The following is a 15,216-nucleotide window of genomic DNA, read 5'->3' on the forward strand; positions in this document are numbered from 1 at the left end:
TCGGTCGGTCACCTGCGCCGCGATGGACGACACCTCGGGGGAGTCGATCCGGCGGGGCGGGGCACGTCGACCCGGGTCTCGTAGATGATCCGGCCGGGCCGGCTGGACAGGAGCACGATCCGGTCGGCCAGCCGGGCCGCCTCGCGCACGTTGTGCGTCACGAAGAGGACGGTCAGCTTGCGCTCGGTCCAGATCCGTTCCAACTCGTCGTGCAGGATGTCGCGGGTCATGGCGTCCAGCGCGCCGAACGGCTCGTCCATCAGCAGCACCGGCGTGTCCAGGGCCAGCGTGCGGGCGAGCGCGACCCGCTGCCGCATGCCGCCGGACAGCTCGTGCGGCTGGCGCCGGGCGAACTCGGTGAGGTGGACGACCTTGAGCAGCTCGGCCACCCGGTCGCGGCGTTCGGCGCGGGGGAGGCCGGCCAGCTTCAGCGGCAGCTCCACGTTGGCGCCGACGGTCAGCCACGGGAAGAGGGCGGGCTCCTGAAACATCAGCGCCGGGTTCACGCCGCCGACGTCCACCGTCCCGCCGCTGATCGTGTCGAGGCCGGCGACGAGGTTGAGCAGCGTGCTCTTGCCACAGCCGGACGCGCCGACCAGACACACGAACTCGCCGGGCGCCACGGTCAGCGACACCTGGTCGAGGGCCAGTACGGCGTGCTGGCCACGGCCGTACACCTTGGTGACGCCGGAGAGCGCGACCGAGCCGGTCGCGCTCTTCGGCAACGTCGTTGCAGACGTCATGGTTGAGTTACCTCGGGTTCGCCGGCGGCCTTGAGGGCCGTGTTGAGGTACTTCAGGTCGTACAACCCGTTGAGGTCGACCGGTTCGGTCAGGCCGACCGCGACGGCGTGGTCCAGCCCGGCCTTGAGCGAGGTCGCGATCGGGTCGTTGAGGAACGTCAGCGTCGGCCACGCCTGCTTGATCAGCTTGAGGTCCAGCGGCTTGCCGGTGAGCTTGCCGATGTGGTCCGAGATGGCCTGCTGGGTCTCGTCGGGCTTCTGGTTCACGAAGTCGTTCGCCGCGACCTGGCCGTCGACCAGCTTCTGCACCACGTCCGGGTGCGCGTCGAGGAACTTCTTGCTGACGATCAGGTTGGTGATGACGAACTTGCCGTCCGGCCACAGGTCGCGCTCGTCGACGAGCACCTTGCCGCCGGCGTTGACCAGCCGGGACACGAACGGCTCCGGCACCCACGCGCCCTGGATCGCGCCGCTGGTGAACGTCTCGATCGTCTGCGCGTTCTCCTGCGGGACGATGCTGACGTCGCCGCCACCCTCCTTGGTGGTGGCCAGGCCCTTCTCCTTGAGCCAGTACCGGATCGCGACGTCCTGCGTGTTGCCGAGCTGCGGGGTGGCGATCTTCTTGCCCCTGAGGTCCTCGACGCTGTTGATCTCGGGCTTGACCACCAGCGCGACGCCGCCGGAGGCCGCGCCGGAGATGACGCGCACCGCCTCGCCCTTGGACTTGGAGAACGCGTTGACCGTCGGGTTGGGACCGATGTACGTCGCGTCGAGCGCGCCCGAGAAGATCGCCTCGACCGCCGCCGGGCCGGCGTTGAAGGTCTTGGTCTCGAGCTTGACGTTGCTGCCGAGCTTCTCGGCGAAGATGCCCTTCTCCACCCCGACGATCGCGGGGGCGTGGGTGATGTTGGGGAAGTAGCCGAGCCGCAGCGTCACGGGCCCGGAGCTACCCGAGCCGCTGTCACTGTCGTCGCCGCACGCCGCGGCGGCACCGAGGGTCGCGGTAGCGATCACCGCGACGGTCGCGAGGGTTCGCAGCCGGTAGTACGGAAGCCGTTTCATCGAGATCCAATCCAAGTTTAACCTATCTGATTGATAGGAATCATGGGTTAGATCGAACATGTGGGTCAAGGGGTTGTTCGGATGGTGAGAATCACGGCCTGGCACCATACGTCCGTGTCGATCCATGGCGGGTTCCTGATCGCGGTCGGTGTCTTCGGTACGGCCCACGTCGCCGGTGAGCTCTTCAGATCGCCGCTGCTTCCCTCGGCCGGGGTGCTGGCCTGGGCCGCGCTCTGCGGGTACGCCGTCCTCGCCGGTCGGGGCGCTCCGCGCACGGTGTGGCTGACCCTGGCGGCCGGCCTGCTGATCCTCGGCCTGCTGGGCGCCGCCGACCTGCTCGCCGCGTCGGGCGGCACCACCGACGCCGGCTACTTCGTCTACGGGCCGCCGCCCCCGTCGCCCGCCCCGCTGGAGATCCTGCGGGACTCGGCGCCGCTCCTGCTCGCGTATCTCCTCCTGGCGATCGCCGTGCTCGCGCAGCCGGGCGGACGCCGTACCCGATGGGGCGTGATCGTCGCGGCGGTGGGCGCGGCGGTGGCCGCCGGTTACGCGGTGCTGGAGGTGTGGAGCCGGGGCGGCGGCGCGTCGCGCGTGGCGGTGGCCCTGCCGGCGACGGCGCTGGCCGTGCTCGCGGTCGTCGCGGCTGGGCGGTCGCCGCGTCCCGTGGCAGCCGCCGGCGCGGTGCTGATCGGGCTGGCGGCGCTGTCCGAGGTCGGTACCGCGCTCGACCAGATCCGCTTCAGCCCCGACGGTGTCTTCTACACGACGGGCCTCATGGTGGCGGGGGCCGGGCCGGCCGCGCACCCGGCGGTGCCGGCGGCCCTCCAACTCGCCGGCGCGGCGGCCGTGGCGATCGGCTGCCTGCGGACTGGGACGCCGGCCGAGCCTCTGGGGCGGCTTGGGCAGGTGACGCGCTAGTGTCGCCGTGTGGCGCGGAGATCCAGGATTCCAGCGACGAAGTATCCGGTCGAGCGGCTGACGCTCGACAACGGCCTGCGGGTGGTGCTCGCGCCGGACCGCAGCGCGCCGGTGATCGGTGTGGCGGTCGTCTATGACGTCGGTATCCGGTCCGAGCCGGAGGGCCGAACGGGATTTGCCCACCTCTTCGAGCACCTGATGTTTCAGGGATCGGAAAACCTGGAGAAGCTGGCACACTTCCGGCACGTCCAGGGCTCGGGGGCACGTTCAACGGCTCGACCCACCTGGACTACACGGACTACTACGAGACGCTGCCGAGCAACGCGCTCGAGCGGGCGCTCTTCCTGGAGGCCGACCGGATGCGCGGCCCTCGGCTGACCGAGGAGAACCTGCGCAACCAGGTCGACGTGGTCAAGGAGGAGATCCGGGTCAACGTGCTCAACCGGCCGTACGGCGGGTTTCCCTGGCTGAAGCTGCCGCCGGTCATGTTCGACACGTTCCCCAACGCCCATGACGGGTACGGGTCGTTCGACGACCTGGAGAGCGCCACGGTCGCGGACGCGGCCGAGTTCTTCCAGCGCTACTACGCAAGCGGCAACGCCGTCCTGACGGTGGCCGGCGACCTGGACGTGGCCGAGACGACCGCGCTGGTCGAGCGGCACTTCGGCGACGTGCCCGCGCGTCCGGCGCCGGCGCGGCCGGCCTTCGCCGAGCCGGACCTGACCGGCGAGCGCCGGGAGTCGTACGAGGATCCGCTGGCGCCGCTGCCCGCCGTGGCGAGCGCGTGGCGGGTGCCGGACCCGCTCGACGACTTCGCCGCCTACCTGCCGTACGTCGTACTGGCCGAGGTGCTCACCGACGGCGACGCGTCCCGCCTCGTGGAGCGGCTGGTGCTGCGCGACCGGACGGTGACCAGCGTCGGCGGCTACCTGGGCTTCATGGGCGAGCCGTGGGAGGTGCGCGACCCCACGGCGCTGCTGCTCCAGGCCCACCTGCCGCCCGGCGGCGACGTCGACAAGGTGCTGCGCACGGTCGACGAGGAGCTGGACAAGATGGCCACCGAGGGCCTGGCCGACGGCGAGCTGGCCCGTACCCAGGCGCGGATGGCCACCCACCTGCTGCGCGACACCGACGCGGCGCTCGGCCGGGCGCTGCGAATGGCGGTGCTCGAGCAGCAGCGCGGCACGCCGGAACTGCTCAACGACCTGCCCCGGTTGGTCGGCGAGGTCACCGAGGAGCAGATCCGCAAGGCGGCGGCGACGCTGGTGCCGCAGCGCCGCGCCACGGTCGAGGTCATCGCGGGAGGCAACCGGTGAAGGCACTTCCCGATCTCGGCCCCACCAAGAAGCTGAAGCTGCCCAAAGAGGTCGAGCGCAAGCTGCCCAACGGGCTGACCGTCATCGCGATCCGCCGGCCGGCCGTGCCGCTGGTGGAGGTGCGGCTGCGGGTGCCGTTCGCGCGTACCCACCTGTCGCGGGCCGCGCTGCTGTCCCAGACGCTCTTCTCCGGCACCGCCGAACTGTCCACGGTGGAGATCGCCGCCGAGCTGCAGAAGGTCGGCGGCGGGCTGTCCGCCGGGGTCGACCCGGACCGGCTGATGGTCTCCGGCAACGGGCTGGTCACCGGGCTGGACCGGATCCTGGAGCTGCTCGCCGAGGTGCTGACCGGTGCGGCGTACCCGGTGGAGGAGGTCACCACCGAGCGCGACCGGCTGATCGACCGGATCCAGGTCGCCCAGAGCCAGCCGTCCCACCTAGCCCGCGTCGCGCTGCTCAAGCGGATGTACGGCAAGCACCCGTACGCCGTACAGACGCCCGAGGTCGAGCAGGTGCGGGCGGTGCGGCCGGCCCAGGTGCGGGCGCTGCACGCCGAGCGCCTCCACCCGGCCGGCGCGACGCTGGTGCTCGTCGGCGACATCACGCCGGACAAGGCGCTGGACGCGGCCGAGCGCGCGCTGGGCACCTGGAACGGCGGCGGCAAGCAGGCCGACCTGCCGCGCACGCCGGAACTGGAGCCCGGCCCGCTGGTGCTGGTCGACCGGCCCGGGGCGGTGCAGTCCTCGCTGCGGCTGGCGCTGCCGGCGGTCGGGCGTACGCACGAGGACCACGCCGCGCTGCAACTGGCCAACCTGCTGTTCGGCGGCTACTTCTCCTCCCGCTGGGTGGAGAACATCCGCGAGGACAAGGGCTACACGTACGGGCCGCACTCGCTGATCGAGCACGCCGAGGCCGGCTCGGCGTTCGTGGCCGCCGCCGAGGTGGCCACCGCGGTGACCGGGCCGGCGCTGCTGGAGACGTACTACGAGCTGGGCCGGCTGGCGTCGCTCCCGCCCAAGGAGGACGAGCTGGAGCAGGCCCGCCAGTACGCGCTCGGCACGCTCCAGCTCGGCATGTCCACGCAGGCCGGGCTGGCCGGGCTGGCCAGCACGTACGCGGGGTTCGGGCTGCGCCTCGGCTTCCTCGCCGAGCACGCCGCCCGGCTGGCCGGCGCCACCCGCGACGACGTGGCCGCGGCGGCCGCCCGCTACCTCGCGCCCAGCCGGGCGATCACGGTGGTGCTGGGCGACGCCGAGAAGATCGAGTCCCCGTTGCGCGCCCTGACAGCGGTCGACAAAGCGTGAGTCTCCCGCCGCTCGCTCGTACGACGCTGGACCGGGCGGCGCACCGGCGCCGGGATCCGGAGTGGCTGGCGGCGGCGTGGACGCGGGCGCGGGTGCTGGTCGTGGACACCGTCGGGGGCGGCAAGGCGCTCGTCGACGACGGCAACGAGCTGGTGTTGCTGGAGGCGAAGGAGGCGCCCGCGGGCGACCGGCTCTTCCTCGGCGTGGAGCCGGACGGGACGCCCATCTTCGCCGTCGACGCGCCGCTCGGCGAGCAGCCGGGCACCCGGGCGGTCGACCTGCGCCTGGTGGGTCACCGGCTCAGCGACCGGGACGCGGGCCTGTTCACCACGGCGATCGCGCTGGCGCACTGGCACGCCGGTCACCCGTACTCCTCGACGACGGGCCGGCCCACGACGGTGGACGAGGCGGGCTGGACGCGGGTCGACGAGGGCGGGACGCAGACCTGGCCGCGGACCGATCCCGCCATGATCGTGCTGGTGCACGACGGCGTCTCCGGCCCCGAGGGCCGGTGCCTGCTGGGCAACAACGCGGCCTGGGGCAGTGGCCAGCCGGTGCGCCGGTTCTCCTGCCTGGCGGGCTACGTCGAGCCCGGGGAGTCCGCGGAGGCCGCGGTGGTCCGGGAGGTGGCCGAGGAGGTCGGCGTCGCGGTCCAGCGGATCGAGTACGAGGGCAGCCAGGCATGGCCGTTTCCGGGCTCGCTGATGCTGGGCTTCACCGCGCAGGCCGACGCGAGCCAGCCGGTACGCGTCGACCCGACCGAGATCGCCGACGCGCGCTGGTTTACCCGGCGCGAGGTGGCGGCCGTGCTGGCGGGCGAGGTGGTGGACGCCGGCGACGACGCACGGGTCGGCCTGCCGCCGCCGTCGTCGATCGCGCTGTACCTGATCAAACGCTGGCTGGGCTGAGGTTTTGGTCTCGGTCCGCGACCGTCGTTGCCGCGGCGGCCACGAACCGAGACCGATGCCGTCGTGGCCGGCGAGAGGCGAGCAACGCGGCGGGGGAGCCGAAGCCGGTCACGACGGTGTCAGCTGGTGCCCATCCTGAGGAATATCCACGCGTGGAAGTTCCATCTAATGTTTGCCGAATTCCGCCTGCACGGCAAGACATTCGGTCAGTTTAAATCAAATTCGCCGTCTTTAGCACCCGCGACGAAGTCTAGCCATCGTTCTTTCGCGAAGATCAGGATCGGCCCGCCGCGGTCCTTGCTGTCCCGCATTGCCACTGTTGAGCCGCTGTCCGCCACTTCGACGCAATTCGTGTTCTGGCTGCGCGAACTGGTCTTCCAATGGATGTGTGGGCCTGCCTCCATGACGCGACTCCAATCGGTTTGGGCGGTACGTCCGTCCTCTACGACGAGCGCTGCTGGGTGCGGCGCCGGCGCTGAACCGGGGGCGTCGATGAGGGCGGCAGCGGTACCGCCCCAACGTCGGGGGGTGGGCCGAGGGCGGTGGCCGCCTCGGTGATCCAGGCCAGGGAGGCGTCCGGGGAGAGCGCGGCCTCGCGGAGCCAGTCGAAGACTCGCACGTACCGCGCGAGCATGGCCTCCTCGGTGAGGATCAGGTCGGCGGCGAGGGCTTCCACCGCGACGGCGTCGGGGTCGTCCGGGTCGGCGAAACGATAGATCGAGAACGCGGTCTCCGGCAGGTACCAGTCGGAGACCTTGGCCTGGGCCGGCAGCACCCACAGGGTGACGTTGGGCAGCTCGCCGAGGCGGGACAGGTGATGCAGCTGCCCGGCCATCACCTCGGGCGGGCCGCCCCGGGGACCGAGCGCGGCCTCTTCGAGCACCGCCTCGTATCGGGCGGCGTCGGCGTCGCGGCTCAGCGTGGACTGGCGGGCGGCTCGGGCGGCGATCTCCGTCTCCGGGTCTTCGGCGTCCTCCGGGGGATCAGCTCGCGCGAGGACAGCAGCCGTACCCGCGTGTATTCAGCGGTCTGGAGCAGGCCCGGCAGGATCACCGGGCCGTACTCGAAGATCTCGGCGCAGCCGGCCTCCAGCTCGGCGTAGCCGCGCTGGCGCTGGGTCATCACCGGGTACGACCGCAGCCAGCCCCGGGTGTTGCCGGCGTCCCGGGTGACCGCGATCAGGTCCTCGCGGGTGCTCCCGGTGACGTCGTACAGGTCGAGCAGGTCGAGCACGTCGCCCAGATCGGGACGGCTACGGCCGTTTTCCAGGCGGGACAGCTTGGACGCCGATGCCCATCCGACCCGCGCGATGACCTGGTCGCCGGTCAGGCCGGCGGCCTCGCGCAGCCGGCGCAACTCGGCGCCGAGCCGCCGGCGGCGCACCATCGGACTAGGCGCAGGAGGCACCCCAATCCTCCCTCCCTCGGTCGTGCATTCCTCGGTCGTGGCGAACCAGAAGTCTGGACCGATTGTGACCCGATGATGTTCTCGACCGTGGGCGTGTTTCGCAAAAGGTTTGGGGCTGCCCCGCGAGTCGTCCGCGACTCGCCCAGGATCAGGTCGTGATCGCGGCCAAGCGGTTCTTGACCTCGACGATAGACGGGTTCGTCATCGCGGACCCGTCCGGAAATCGGACGGTCGGGACCGTCTGGTTGCCGCCATTGACGCTCATCACGTACTCCGCGGCGATCAGGTCCTGCTCGATGTCGACCACGACGTACCCGATGCTTTCCCGATCCAGTTGCGACTTGAGCCGGTGGCAGTAGCCGCACCACGTCGTGGAGTACATCGTGAGCATGTTGGGTGGTCCTTTCGTCGGTGGGGGTGTCACCATGCGGGGCAACGTCGGTGGTGGGTGCCATGATTCCTAGCTGTGGCGGGTAACTCAGCAGCGGATCGGGTGCTGGCCGGGCTCGATCCGGAGCAGAGCACCGCGGTGACCGCGCCGGCCGGACCGGTCTGCATCCTGGCCGGCGCCGGCACCGGCAAGACGCGGGCGATCACGCACCGGATCGCCTACCGGGCGCTCACCGAGCAGATCGTGGCCCGGCACGTGCTCGCCGTGACGTTCACCGCGCGGGCCGCCGCCGAGATGCGCGCCCGGCTCGCCGCGCTCGGCGTGGGCGGGGTGCAGGCCCGCACGTTCCACGCCGCCGCGCTGCGCCAGGTCCGCTACTTCGCCGCCCGGCTGCTCGAGGGCCGGGCCATGCCCGAACTGCTGGAGAGCAAGGCCCGGCTGGTCACGCTCGCGGCCGCGCGCGCCGGCGTACGGGCCGACCGCACCGCCGCCCGCGACCTGGCCAGCGAGATCGAGTGGGCCAAGTCGTCGCTGATCGAGCCGTCCGAGTACGCGGTGGCCGCGGCCAAGGCGACGCGCGAGCCGCCGTACGAGCCGGCCAAGGTGGCGGCCGTCTTCGCCGCGTACGAGCAGGTCAAGCGCTCCAACGGCGTGATCGACTTCGAAGACATGCTGCGCGCCGCCGTGTGGGGCATCGAGGAGCACCCGGACGTCGCCGAGCAGATCCGCGCGCAGTACCGGCACTTCGTGGTCGACGAGTACCAGGACGTCAACCCGTTGCAGCAGCGCCTGCTCGACGCCTGGCTCGGCGGCCGCGACGACCTGACCGTGGTCGGGGACGCCAGCCAGACGATCTACTCGTTCACCGGGGCCACCTCGGGCTACCTGATCGACTTTCCCCGCCTGCGGCGCGGGGCGGTGGTGGTCCGCCTGGTCCGCGACTACCGCTCGACGCCGCAGGTGGTGGGCCTCGCCAACGCGGTCATCCGGCAGGCCCGGGGCGCCGAGGCGCGGCTGCGGCTGGAGCTCGTCGGGCAGCGCCCGGCCGGGCCCGAGCCCGATCTGCGGATCTTCGCCGACGAGCCGGCCGAGGCGGCCGGCGTCGCCGCCCGGTGCAAGCAGTTGATCGCGGCGGGCACACCGGCGCGCGAGATCGCGGTGCTGTTCCGCACCAACGCCCAATCCGAGGCGTACGAGGAGGCGCTGGCCGACGCCGAAGTGCCGTACGTGGTACAGGGCGCCGCGCGATTCTTCGACCGGGTCGAGATCCGGCAGGCCATCGTGGCGCTGCGGGCGGCGACCCGGTCGACGCCGGAAGACGCGCCGCTGGTGCCGGCCGTCGCGGAGGCGCTCACCGCAACCGGCTGGCAACCCGACAAACCCCATCGGGCGGCGCCGCACGCGAGCGCTGGGAGGCGCTCGCTGCACTGGTCACTCTCGCTGAGGAGTACGCGGACCGGTCGCTCGCCGGGTTTATCGAGGAGTTGCAGCGGCGGGCGGCCCAGCAGTACGCGCCCACGATGGAGGGTGTGACGCTCGCCTCACTTCACTCCGCGAAGGGCCTGGAGTGGGATGCCGTATTCGTGGTGGGTCTGTCCGACGGCACGCTCCCGACGACGTACGCCCGGACGGCCGAGGCGCTGGAAGAGGAGCGGCGGCTGCTCTACGTCGGCGTGACGAGGGCCAGGCAGTGGCTGTGGTTGTCATACAGCCAGGCCCGCTCGCCGGGCGGCCGGGTGCGGCGGCCATGTCGGTTTCTGCCGCAGTTCGAGCGGGGTGGCGGGGACCGCGGCGGGGTGGCGGGACTGAGTCGTAAAGCCGACCGTCGTCGTACCCAGGTGGTTTCCTGCCGGGTGTGTGGAGCGACGTTGTTGGCGGGCGCGGACCGCAAGTTGGGCCGCTGCCCGACCTGTCCGTCCGATTTGGACGAAGACCTCCTGGCGCGGCTGAGCGCGTGGCGGGTTCGGGTGGCCGCGGCGCAAAAAGTCCCTGCGTACGTGGTCTTTACCGATGCCACGCTGACCGCACTGGCGGAGCGCCAGCCGACCCGGCCCGACGAGCTGCTCGCGATCGCCGGGATCGGCCCGCGCAAGCTCGGCCTGTACGGCGACGCCGTCATCGCCCTGGTGGGGGGCGCGACCGTTGATGATCTTGCGCCGGAAAAAAGTTCCGCAACATAGCCGTAAAACCGTTTGCCCTCGCCCCGGGCTGAGGCATAGCCTCAGAACACACCACGCGCGCGGCGGCGTTAACGCTGCTCGCGAGGTGGGCGAGAGAGACACCGAGACCGATCTGACGACGAGACAGGCAGGAGGTGGGCCCGGTGAGGATCAATCTGATCACGCGACCGTCGGCGCTGCCTGCTGTCTGCGCTCCGGTGTCCGGAGCCTGGGCCCTCGGCCTGATGGCTCCCGGCTTCCCGCAGCTTCCGCAGGTGCACCAGGTCCAGGCCGCGCAGCCGGCCCAGACCGAGGCGTGGATCGACGGCGACTACGGGATCAGTGGGTTCGCGGTTAAGGACGTTTCGGCCGTCGACAAGACGAAGCGGGATGTTCGCGGTGTTCCACCTCGAGGAAGGCCGGTCTGACAAACAGACCACCGGCTCACCTCGAGGCCGCGGAACCCGTAACCGGGATCCGCGGCCTCTGTCATTTCCGCCACAAGCTGCCGCCACAAGCAGAAGAAGCAACGAGCGAGAGAGAGGTGACCGGGAGATGAGTCTGGCGTTGGCCCCACTCGACGACCGCGTCGAGCTGGAGGCGAACCTGCCCTGTCGGAAGTTCGACCCAGACCTGTGGTTCTCGGAGTCGCCGACCGAGCTGGAGCTGGCCAAGTCGCTGTGCGGGGACTGCCCGCTGCGCGTCGAGTGCCTGGCCGGTGCGGTCGAGCGGGCCGAGCCCTGGGGTGTCTGGGGCGGCGAGATCTTCGAGCGTGGCGCGGTCGTTCCGCGCAAGCGGCCCCGCGGCCGTCCGCGCAAGGAGGACGTCGCCCGGGACGCGGCCCTGCGGGTCGAGGTCGAGGCGCGGATGGCGGCCAACGGGCTCGCCGAGTCGCGCAACACGGTCCGGCTGGCGGCCTGACATGAACCCGATCAGCGCACACGTACCTTCCCGAATTGGAGCAACCGAAATGCATCAGCTACTCCACGAAGCGTTGTCCCGGGCTCGAATGCGTCGGCCTCAGGCCGGCACGACCACGAGCTCTGAGGCAACCCGATCCGCCCACCGCATCGCGATGCAGGCCCGCCGCCAGGCGGCCCGCGAGCTGGGCACGCAATAAGCCCGCTACCTAGGGAAATGTCGCCCCGGTCCTCGTCAGGGGACCGGGGCGAACCCCGGTAGCCACCTCTCCACGATCGCGCGGTACGGCGCCCTGGCGTTGAGCTGGCACAGGACGCCGATCGACCCGAGCGTCACCCGATGGATGAGCAGGTAGCTCGGCGGCAGGTTGAGATGCCGGCTGAGCTGGTAGGCCGGGCTCTTCGGGCTGCCCAGCCGGGCCGCCTCCGCCCGCAGCCAGGGCCGGGTGAAGCGAAACTCCTCCTCGGCCAGCGGTGCCAGCATCGGCAGCAGGAAGTCCAGCACGGCCTGCGCGTCGATGGCGTCGTCCAGCTTGATGAAGCCCTCGTCCCGGAGTCCGGCCAGCACTCCCTCGGCGTCGCCGGCGAGCGCGAGCCGGGCCAGCCGGCCGACCGGCTCCGGGTGGCCCCCGGGCAGCCTCGCCACCGCGCCGAAGTCGATCACGCCCAGGCGGCCGTCCGCCAGCAGCCGGAAGTTGCCCGGATGCGGGTCGGCGTGCAGCAGACCCACCCGTTCCGGCGCCGAGAAGTGCAGCGTGGCCATCAACCGCCCGGCCTGGTCGCGCTCGTCCTCGGTACCGTCACTAATGATCTTGGAGAGCGGTGTGCCGTCCACCCAGTCGGTGACCAGCACCCGCGGGGCGGCGGCGACCACGTCCGGCACGAAGATCTCGTCGTCGTCCGCGTACGCCTTCGCGAAGGCGCGCTGGGACTCGGCCTCCAGCTCGTAGTCCAGCTCTTCGGTGATCCGGTCGCGCAGCTCGGCGAGCAGCGGCTTGATGTCGAGACCCGGTTGGATCACCCGGAACATGCTGCCCAGCCGGGAAAGCTGCTTGAGGTCGGAGATCAGGGCATCGCCCGCGCCGGGGTACTGCACCTTCACCGCGACCGGCCGGCGGCCCTTCTTCCAGACCGCCCGGTGCACCTGCCCGATGCTGGCGGCCGCGGCGGGGGTGTCGTCGAACTCCAGGAACTTCGCCCGCCAGTCCCCGCCGAGCTGGGCGGCCAGGACCTTGTGCACGCTGGCGGCCGGCAGCGGCGGCGCGGCCTCCTGCAGCTTGGTCAGCGCCTGCCGGTACGGCCCGGCCAGCTCGTCCGGCAGCGCCGCCTCGAACACCGACAGCGCCTGGCCGAACTTCATCGCGCCGCCCTTGAGCTGGCCCAACACGCTGAAAAGCTGCTCGGCCGTGCGCTGCTGGATATCGGCGGAGATGACTTCGGAGGCGAGCCCGGTGACCCGCTTGCCCAGGCCGAGGACGGTCCGCCCGGCGAACCCGAGCGGCAGTGCGGCGAGCCTGGCGGTCCGGGTAACTGCCCGGCGCGGGATATCGGTCACCGGATCATTGTTACCGACGCCCCGAGGATCTGACGGCTGTGAATGTTCGGGATCGCGCACATCCGCACGCCGGATGGGGTGGCCAGGCGCGGCGACGCAGCCGGCCGGGTGCACTGATTTCGATCGCCGCGCCGAGCGTGTCCGGCTCCTGCCCGTCGAGGTAGACCAGGGCCTCACCGGCCGCGTACGCCGCCGCGGCCAGCAGGGTCGGCGCGCTGCACGGCTCCGGCTGCCCCTCGCCGGCGAGCTGGGCGGCTAGGGCCGGCCACTGCGGGTCGCGATCCTGGCGGTGCAGCTCCAGGCAGTTCAGGCAGGGCGCGCCGCCGGGGCGTACGAGGGGGCCCACCACCGCCACGCCGTCCCGTACGCCGATCAGGAGGTGGGCCTGCCGCCGCTGGGCGAAGCCGGCCGCCAGGAGCGCGGCGGGACGGTCGGAGCCGGCCTGGACGACCAGCGACGCCCGGCCGCGCGGGATCGGGCGGGTCTCCGTGCCAGGGGCGCTGCGCTCGATCGCGTCGATCACCGCCGCGGTGCGGGTACGCCGTACGTCGCTGGCGACCAGCGGTACGCCCGCGGCGTCCACCGGGTCGACCAGCCCGGTCAGCGCGGGCTGCACGTGGCCCACGCCGGCCTGGGCCAGCGTGACGGCGAGCGGCGCCGCCAGCCGGCTGCGCCCCGCGACCAGCACCCGCGCCGCGGCCCGGCGGCGCAGGATCTGGGCCGGCGTGGCGGGCACGTCGGTGCCGCGCAGGGCGAGGGCGGCCGCCTCGGCCGACAGCCGCCGGCGTACCGGCTCGGGGAGGGTGGCCGGCAGCAGGCTGTGCCCGCTGACGATCAGGCCCGCGGCGCGGAGGGTCTCCAGCAGGAGCCGGGCGTCCTCGCGGGTGACGCCGATCTTGGGAGCGTGGTCGATGACCGCCCGCTCGGGTCGGGTCCCGTCGAGGAGGTCGAGCAGCCGTACGGCGCTGGGGTTGGCCACCTCCAGCAACACCGCCCGAGCCGGGTCGAGGCCGAGCTGGAGGGTGTGCCGGTCACGCCAGAGGCGGTGCAGGCCGGGCAGGAGCGTGGGGCGCGGGATGGCCGTCATGGAATGACACGCTGTCACCGTTGCCTTGCGTTCCGTCGTTCGTTGTCCACAGGTGAATACCGCCCCACCCAGGGTTATCCACAGCCTTTGGTGGGTTATCCACAGCGTGGGTCGCGCGGGTGTCGGCGGCTGGACATCACCGGGCGTCAAACGGCGAGGGGGCGGCCGAAACCGGCCGCCCCCTCGCCATAGCGTCGCGTTACTTGGCCTTGCCGAGGATCCGGTTGACCGTCGTGCCGCAGACGGGACACTTCCCCTTTGCCATGTTCATCCCGGTCTTCGACACCTCGACGGTGCCCTCGAAGTCCCGCTTCTCCTTGCACTTGACGCAGTAGCCGTTGTAGGTCTGGGTCTTGGTGGCCACGGTGCCCCTCCTCGTACTCATGTGCCGGTTCGAGAATCCGGCGCGTCCCCCGGTCGACGCCCGCAGACGCCGGCTTTGAGACTCCTCCGCGGCCACGCGTGTGACCGCCGCTCCCGCCGGACCCTACCCAGGTCCGGGCAGTTCCATGTCAACGACGCGTCGACATTGTGAGGAAGCCGACGACGTGAGTGTGCATGCCGGAATCTACCGGATAAGTCAGGTTCGCCGGGACACGCCGGAGGAACCGGTCAGAAGTAACGCTTGTTAGGACCCCTAAATGATCACCTTCGGTAGCGGGGGAGCCCTCTCGGGGAAGAAATTTTCTGGACATAAAGCCACTAAAGAGAAGGTTTCCGGCGCACCCCGCCGTGTTGGCTCTTGCGGCCACCTGGCACGTACGCATTAGCGTGCCATCGTGAACGTTGCCCGGGGCTGCGCGGGCCAGTAATGGCTGGGGCGCGCAAGCCAGTCGTCGAGGTACGGCGCAGCCAGCGCCGGCGACGCACGGTGTCCGCGTATCGCGACGGCGAGCGCGTGGTCGTCCTCATCCCCGACCAGTTCTCCCGGGCCGAAGAGACCGAGTGGGTCGACAAGATGCTCGCCCGGCTCGCCGCCCGCGAGGAGCGGCTCAGCCGCTCCGACGACGAGCTGCTGGTCCGGGCCCGCCGGCTGATCGGCCGCTACCTCGCCGAGCACACCCGGATCGTCGTCCCCGCCAGCGTGCGCTGGGTGACCAACCAGAGCGGCCGCTGGGGCTCCTGCACCCCGGCCGACCGCACGATCAGGATCTCGCACCGCATCCAGGAGATGCCCGACTGGGTGATCGACTACGTGCTGTTGCACGAGCTCACCCACCTCGTGGTGCCGAGCCACAACGCCCGCTTCTGGGAGCTTGTGTGCCGCTACCCGAAGGCCGAGCGCGCCCGCGGCTACCTGGAGGGCATCGCCGCCGCCACCGGCGTCGTCCTGGCCGACTGAGCCGCCCTCCCGGCCGCCCCGTTACCGCTCACTCACCCCATCCGCCCGCGCTGGGGCCGCCCGCGCCTGCCGCGCGGTCCGACCGCGCGCCGGGCCGCGCTCTTG

General features: G+C 71.5%; 13 protein-coding genes and 3 pseudogenes. 8 read left to right on the forward strand and 8 right to left on the reverse strand.

Features of this window, described 5'->3' with window-relative positions; translation table 11 throughout:
• Positions 1 to 8: 8 nt before the first annotated feature.
• On the reverse strand, positions 9 to 743 hold the full coding sequence (locus Prum_RS23755; protein WP_246278050.1) for an ABC transporter ATP-binding protein: 735 nt from the start codon (positions 741 to 743) through the stop codon (positions 9 to 11).
• Positions 740 to 1,804, reverse strand: a complete 1,065-nt coding sequence (locus Prum_RS23760; protein WP_173078500.1) for an ABC transporter substrate-binding protein — start codon at positions 1,802 to 1,804, stop codon at positions 740 to 742. The genes Prum_RS23755 and Prum_RS23760 overlap by 4 nt, the downstream gene beginning before the upstream one ends.
• 114 nt (positions 1,805 to 1,918) lie before the next feature.
• On the opposite strand from Prum_RS23760, the gene Prum_RS23765 reads away from it, so the two are divergent.
• The 4 genes and pseudogenes from Prum_RS23765 to nudC all read left to right on the forward strand — a co-directional run bounded on the left by Prum_RS23765 (position 1,919) and on the right by nudC (position 6,250).
• Entirely contained in the window at positions 1,919 to 2,722 is an 804-nt protein-coding gene (locus Prum_RS23765) for a hypothetical protein (RefSeq protein ID WP_173078501.1), read from the forward strand.
• Positions 2,723 to 2,749: 27 nt separating this feature from the next.
• Positions 2,750 to 4,038: pseudogene (locus Prum_RS23770) on the forward strand (M16 family metallopeptidase).
• Positions 4,035 to 5,342 (forward strand): M16 family metallopeptidase, encoded by a 1,308-nt coding sequence (locus tag Prum_RS23775; RefSeq protein ID WP_173078502.1) that lies wholly within the window; start codon positions 4,035 to 4,037, stop codon positions 5,340 to 5,342. The pseudogene Prum_RS23770 and the gene Prum_RS23775 overlap by 4 nt, the downstream one beginning before the upstream one ends.
• Positions 5,339 to 6,250: an NAD(+) diphosphatase gene (gene nudC, locus Prum_RS23780; protein ID WP_173078503.1), complete on the forward strand. Its 912-nt coding sequence runs from the start codon at positions 5,339 to 5,341 to the stop codon at positions 6,248 to 6,250. The genes Prum_RS23775 and nudC overlap by 4 nt, the downstream gene beginning before the upstream one ends.
• 206 nt (positions 6,251 to 6,456) lie before the next feature.
• Here nudC and Prum_RS23785 read toward each other — a convergent pair whose 3' ends face one another.
• The 3 genes and pseudogenes from Prum_RS23785 to Prum_RS23795 form a co-directional block, all read right to left on the reverse strand.
• Positions 6,457 to 6,654, reverse strand: coding sequence for a DUF397 domain-containing protein (locus Prum_RS23785; RefSeq protein WP_173078504.1), 198 nt, complete (start codon positions 6,652 to 6,654; stop codon positions 6,457 to 6,459).
• Positions 6,655 to 6,692: 38 nt separating this feature from the next.
• Positions 6,693 to 7,657 (reverse strand): annotated as a pseudogene (locus Prum_RS23790) (helix-turn-helix domain-containing protein).
• Positions 7,658 to 7,805: 148 nt separating this feature from the next.
• A complete protein-coding gene (locus Prum_RS23795) occupies positions 7,806 to 8,048 on the reverse strand; it encodes a mycoredoxin (protein ID WP_173078505.1) in 243 nt (80 codons plus the stop codon).
• Between the two features lie 75 nt (positions 8,049 to 8,123).
• Here Prum_RS23795 and Prum_RS23800 point away from each other — a divergent pair.
• From Prum_RS23800 to Prum_RS23810, 3 genes and pseudogenes are all read left to right on the forward strand, one after another.
• Positions 8,124 to 10,228: pseudogene (locus tag Prum_RS23800) on the forward strand (ATP-dependent DNA helicase UvrD2).
• Between the two features lie 143 nt (positions 10,229 to 10,371).
• Positions 10,372 to 10,635, forward strand: a complete 264-nt coding sequence (locus tag Prum_RS23805; RefSeq protein WP_173078506.1) for a hypothetical protein — start codon at positions 10,372 to 10,374, stop codon at positions 10,633 to 10,635.
• 127 nt (positions 10,636 to 10,762) lie between these two features.
• Positions 10,763 to 11,128, forward strand: coding sequence for a WhiB family transcriptional regulator (locus Prum_RS23810; RefSeq protein ID WP_173078507.1), 366 nt, complete (start codon positions 10,763 to 10,765; stop codon positions 11,126 to 11,128).
• 234 nt (positions 11,129 to 11,362) lie between these two features.
• On the opposite strand, the gene Prum_RS23815 is transcribed toward Prum_RS23810, so the two are convergent.
• The 3 genes from Prum_RS23815 to Prum_RS23825 form a co-directional block, all read right to left on the reverse strand.
• Positions 11,363 to 12,682: an ABC1 kinase family protein gene (locus tag Prum_RS23815; RefSeq protein ID WP_173078508.1), complete on the reverse strand. Its 1,320-nt coding sequence runs from the start codon at positions 12,680 to 12,682 to the stop codon at positions 11,363 to 11,365.
• Positions 12,683 to 12,692: 10 nt separating this feature from the next.
• Positions 12,693 to 13,769, reverse strand: coding sequence for a TOMM precursor leader peptide-binding protein (locus Prum_RS23820; RefSeq protein WP_173078509.1), 1,077 nt, complete (start codon positions 13,767 to 13,769; stop codon positions 12,693 to 12,695).
• A 199-nt stretch (positions 13,770 to 13,968) separates the two neighbouring features.
• Positions 13,969 to 14,133 (reverse strand): DUF5679 domain-containing protein, encoded by a 165-nt coding sequence (locus Prum_RS23825; RefSeq protein ID WP_173057968.1) that lies wholly within the window; start codon positions 14,131 to 14,133, stop codon positions 13,969 to 13,971.
• 447 nt (positions 14,134 to 14,580) lie between these two features.
• Here Prum_RS23825 and Prum_RS23830 point away from each other — a divergent pair, with 447 nt between their 5' ends.
• Positions 14,581 to 15,111, forward strand: coding sequence for a M48 metallopeptidase family protein (locus tag Prum_RS23830; RefSeq protein ID WP_173078510.1), 531 nt, complete (start codon positions 14,581 to 14,583; stop codon positions 15,109 to 15,111).
• Positions 15,112 to 15,216 lie beyond the last annotated feature (105 nt).

The sequence above is a fragment of the Phytohabitans rumicis genome (genome assembly GCF_011764445.1).
GTDB lineage: Bacteria > Actinomycetota > Actinomycetes > Mycobacteriales > Micromonosporaceae > Phytohabitans > Phytohabitans rumicis.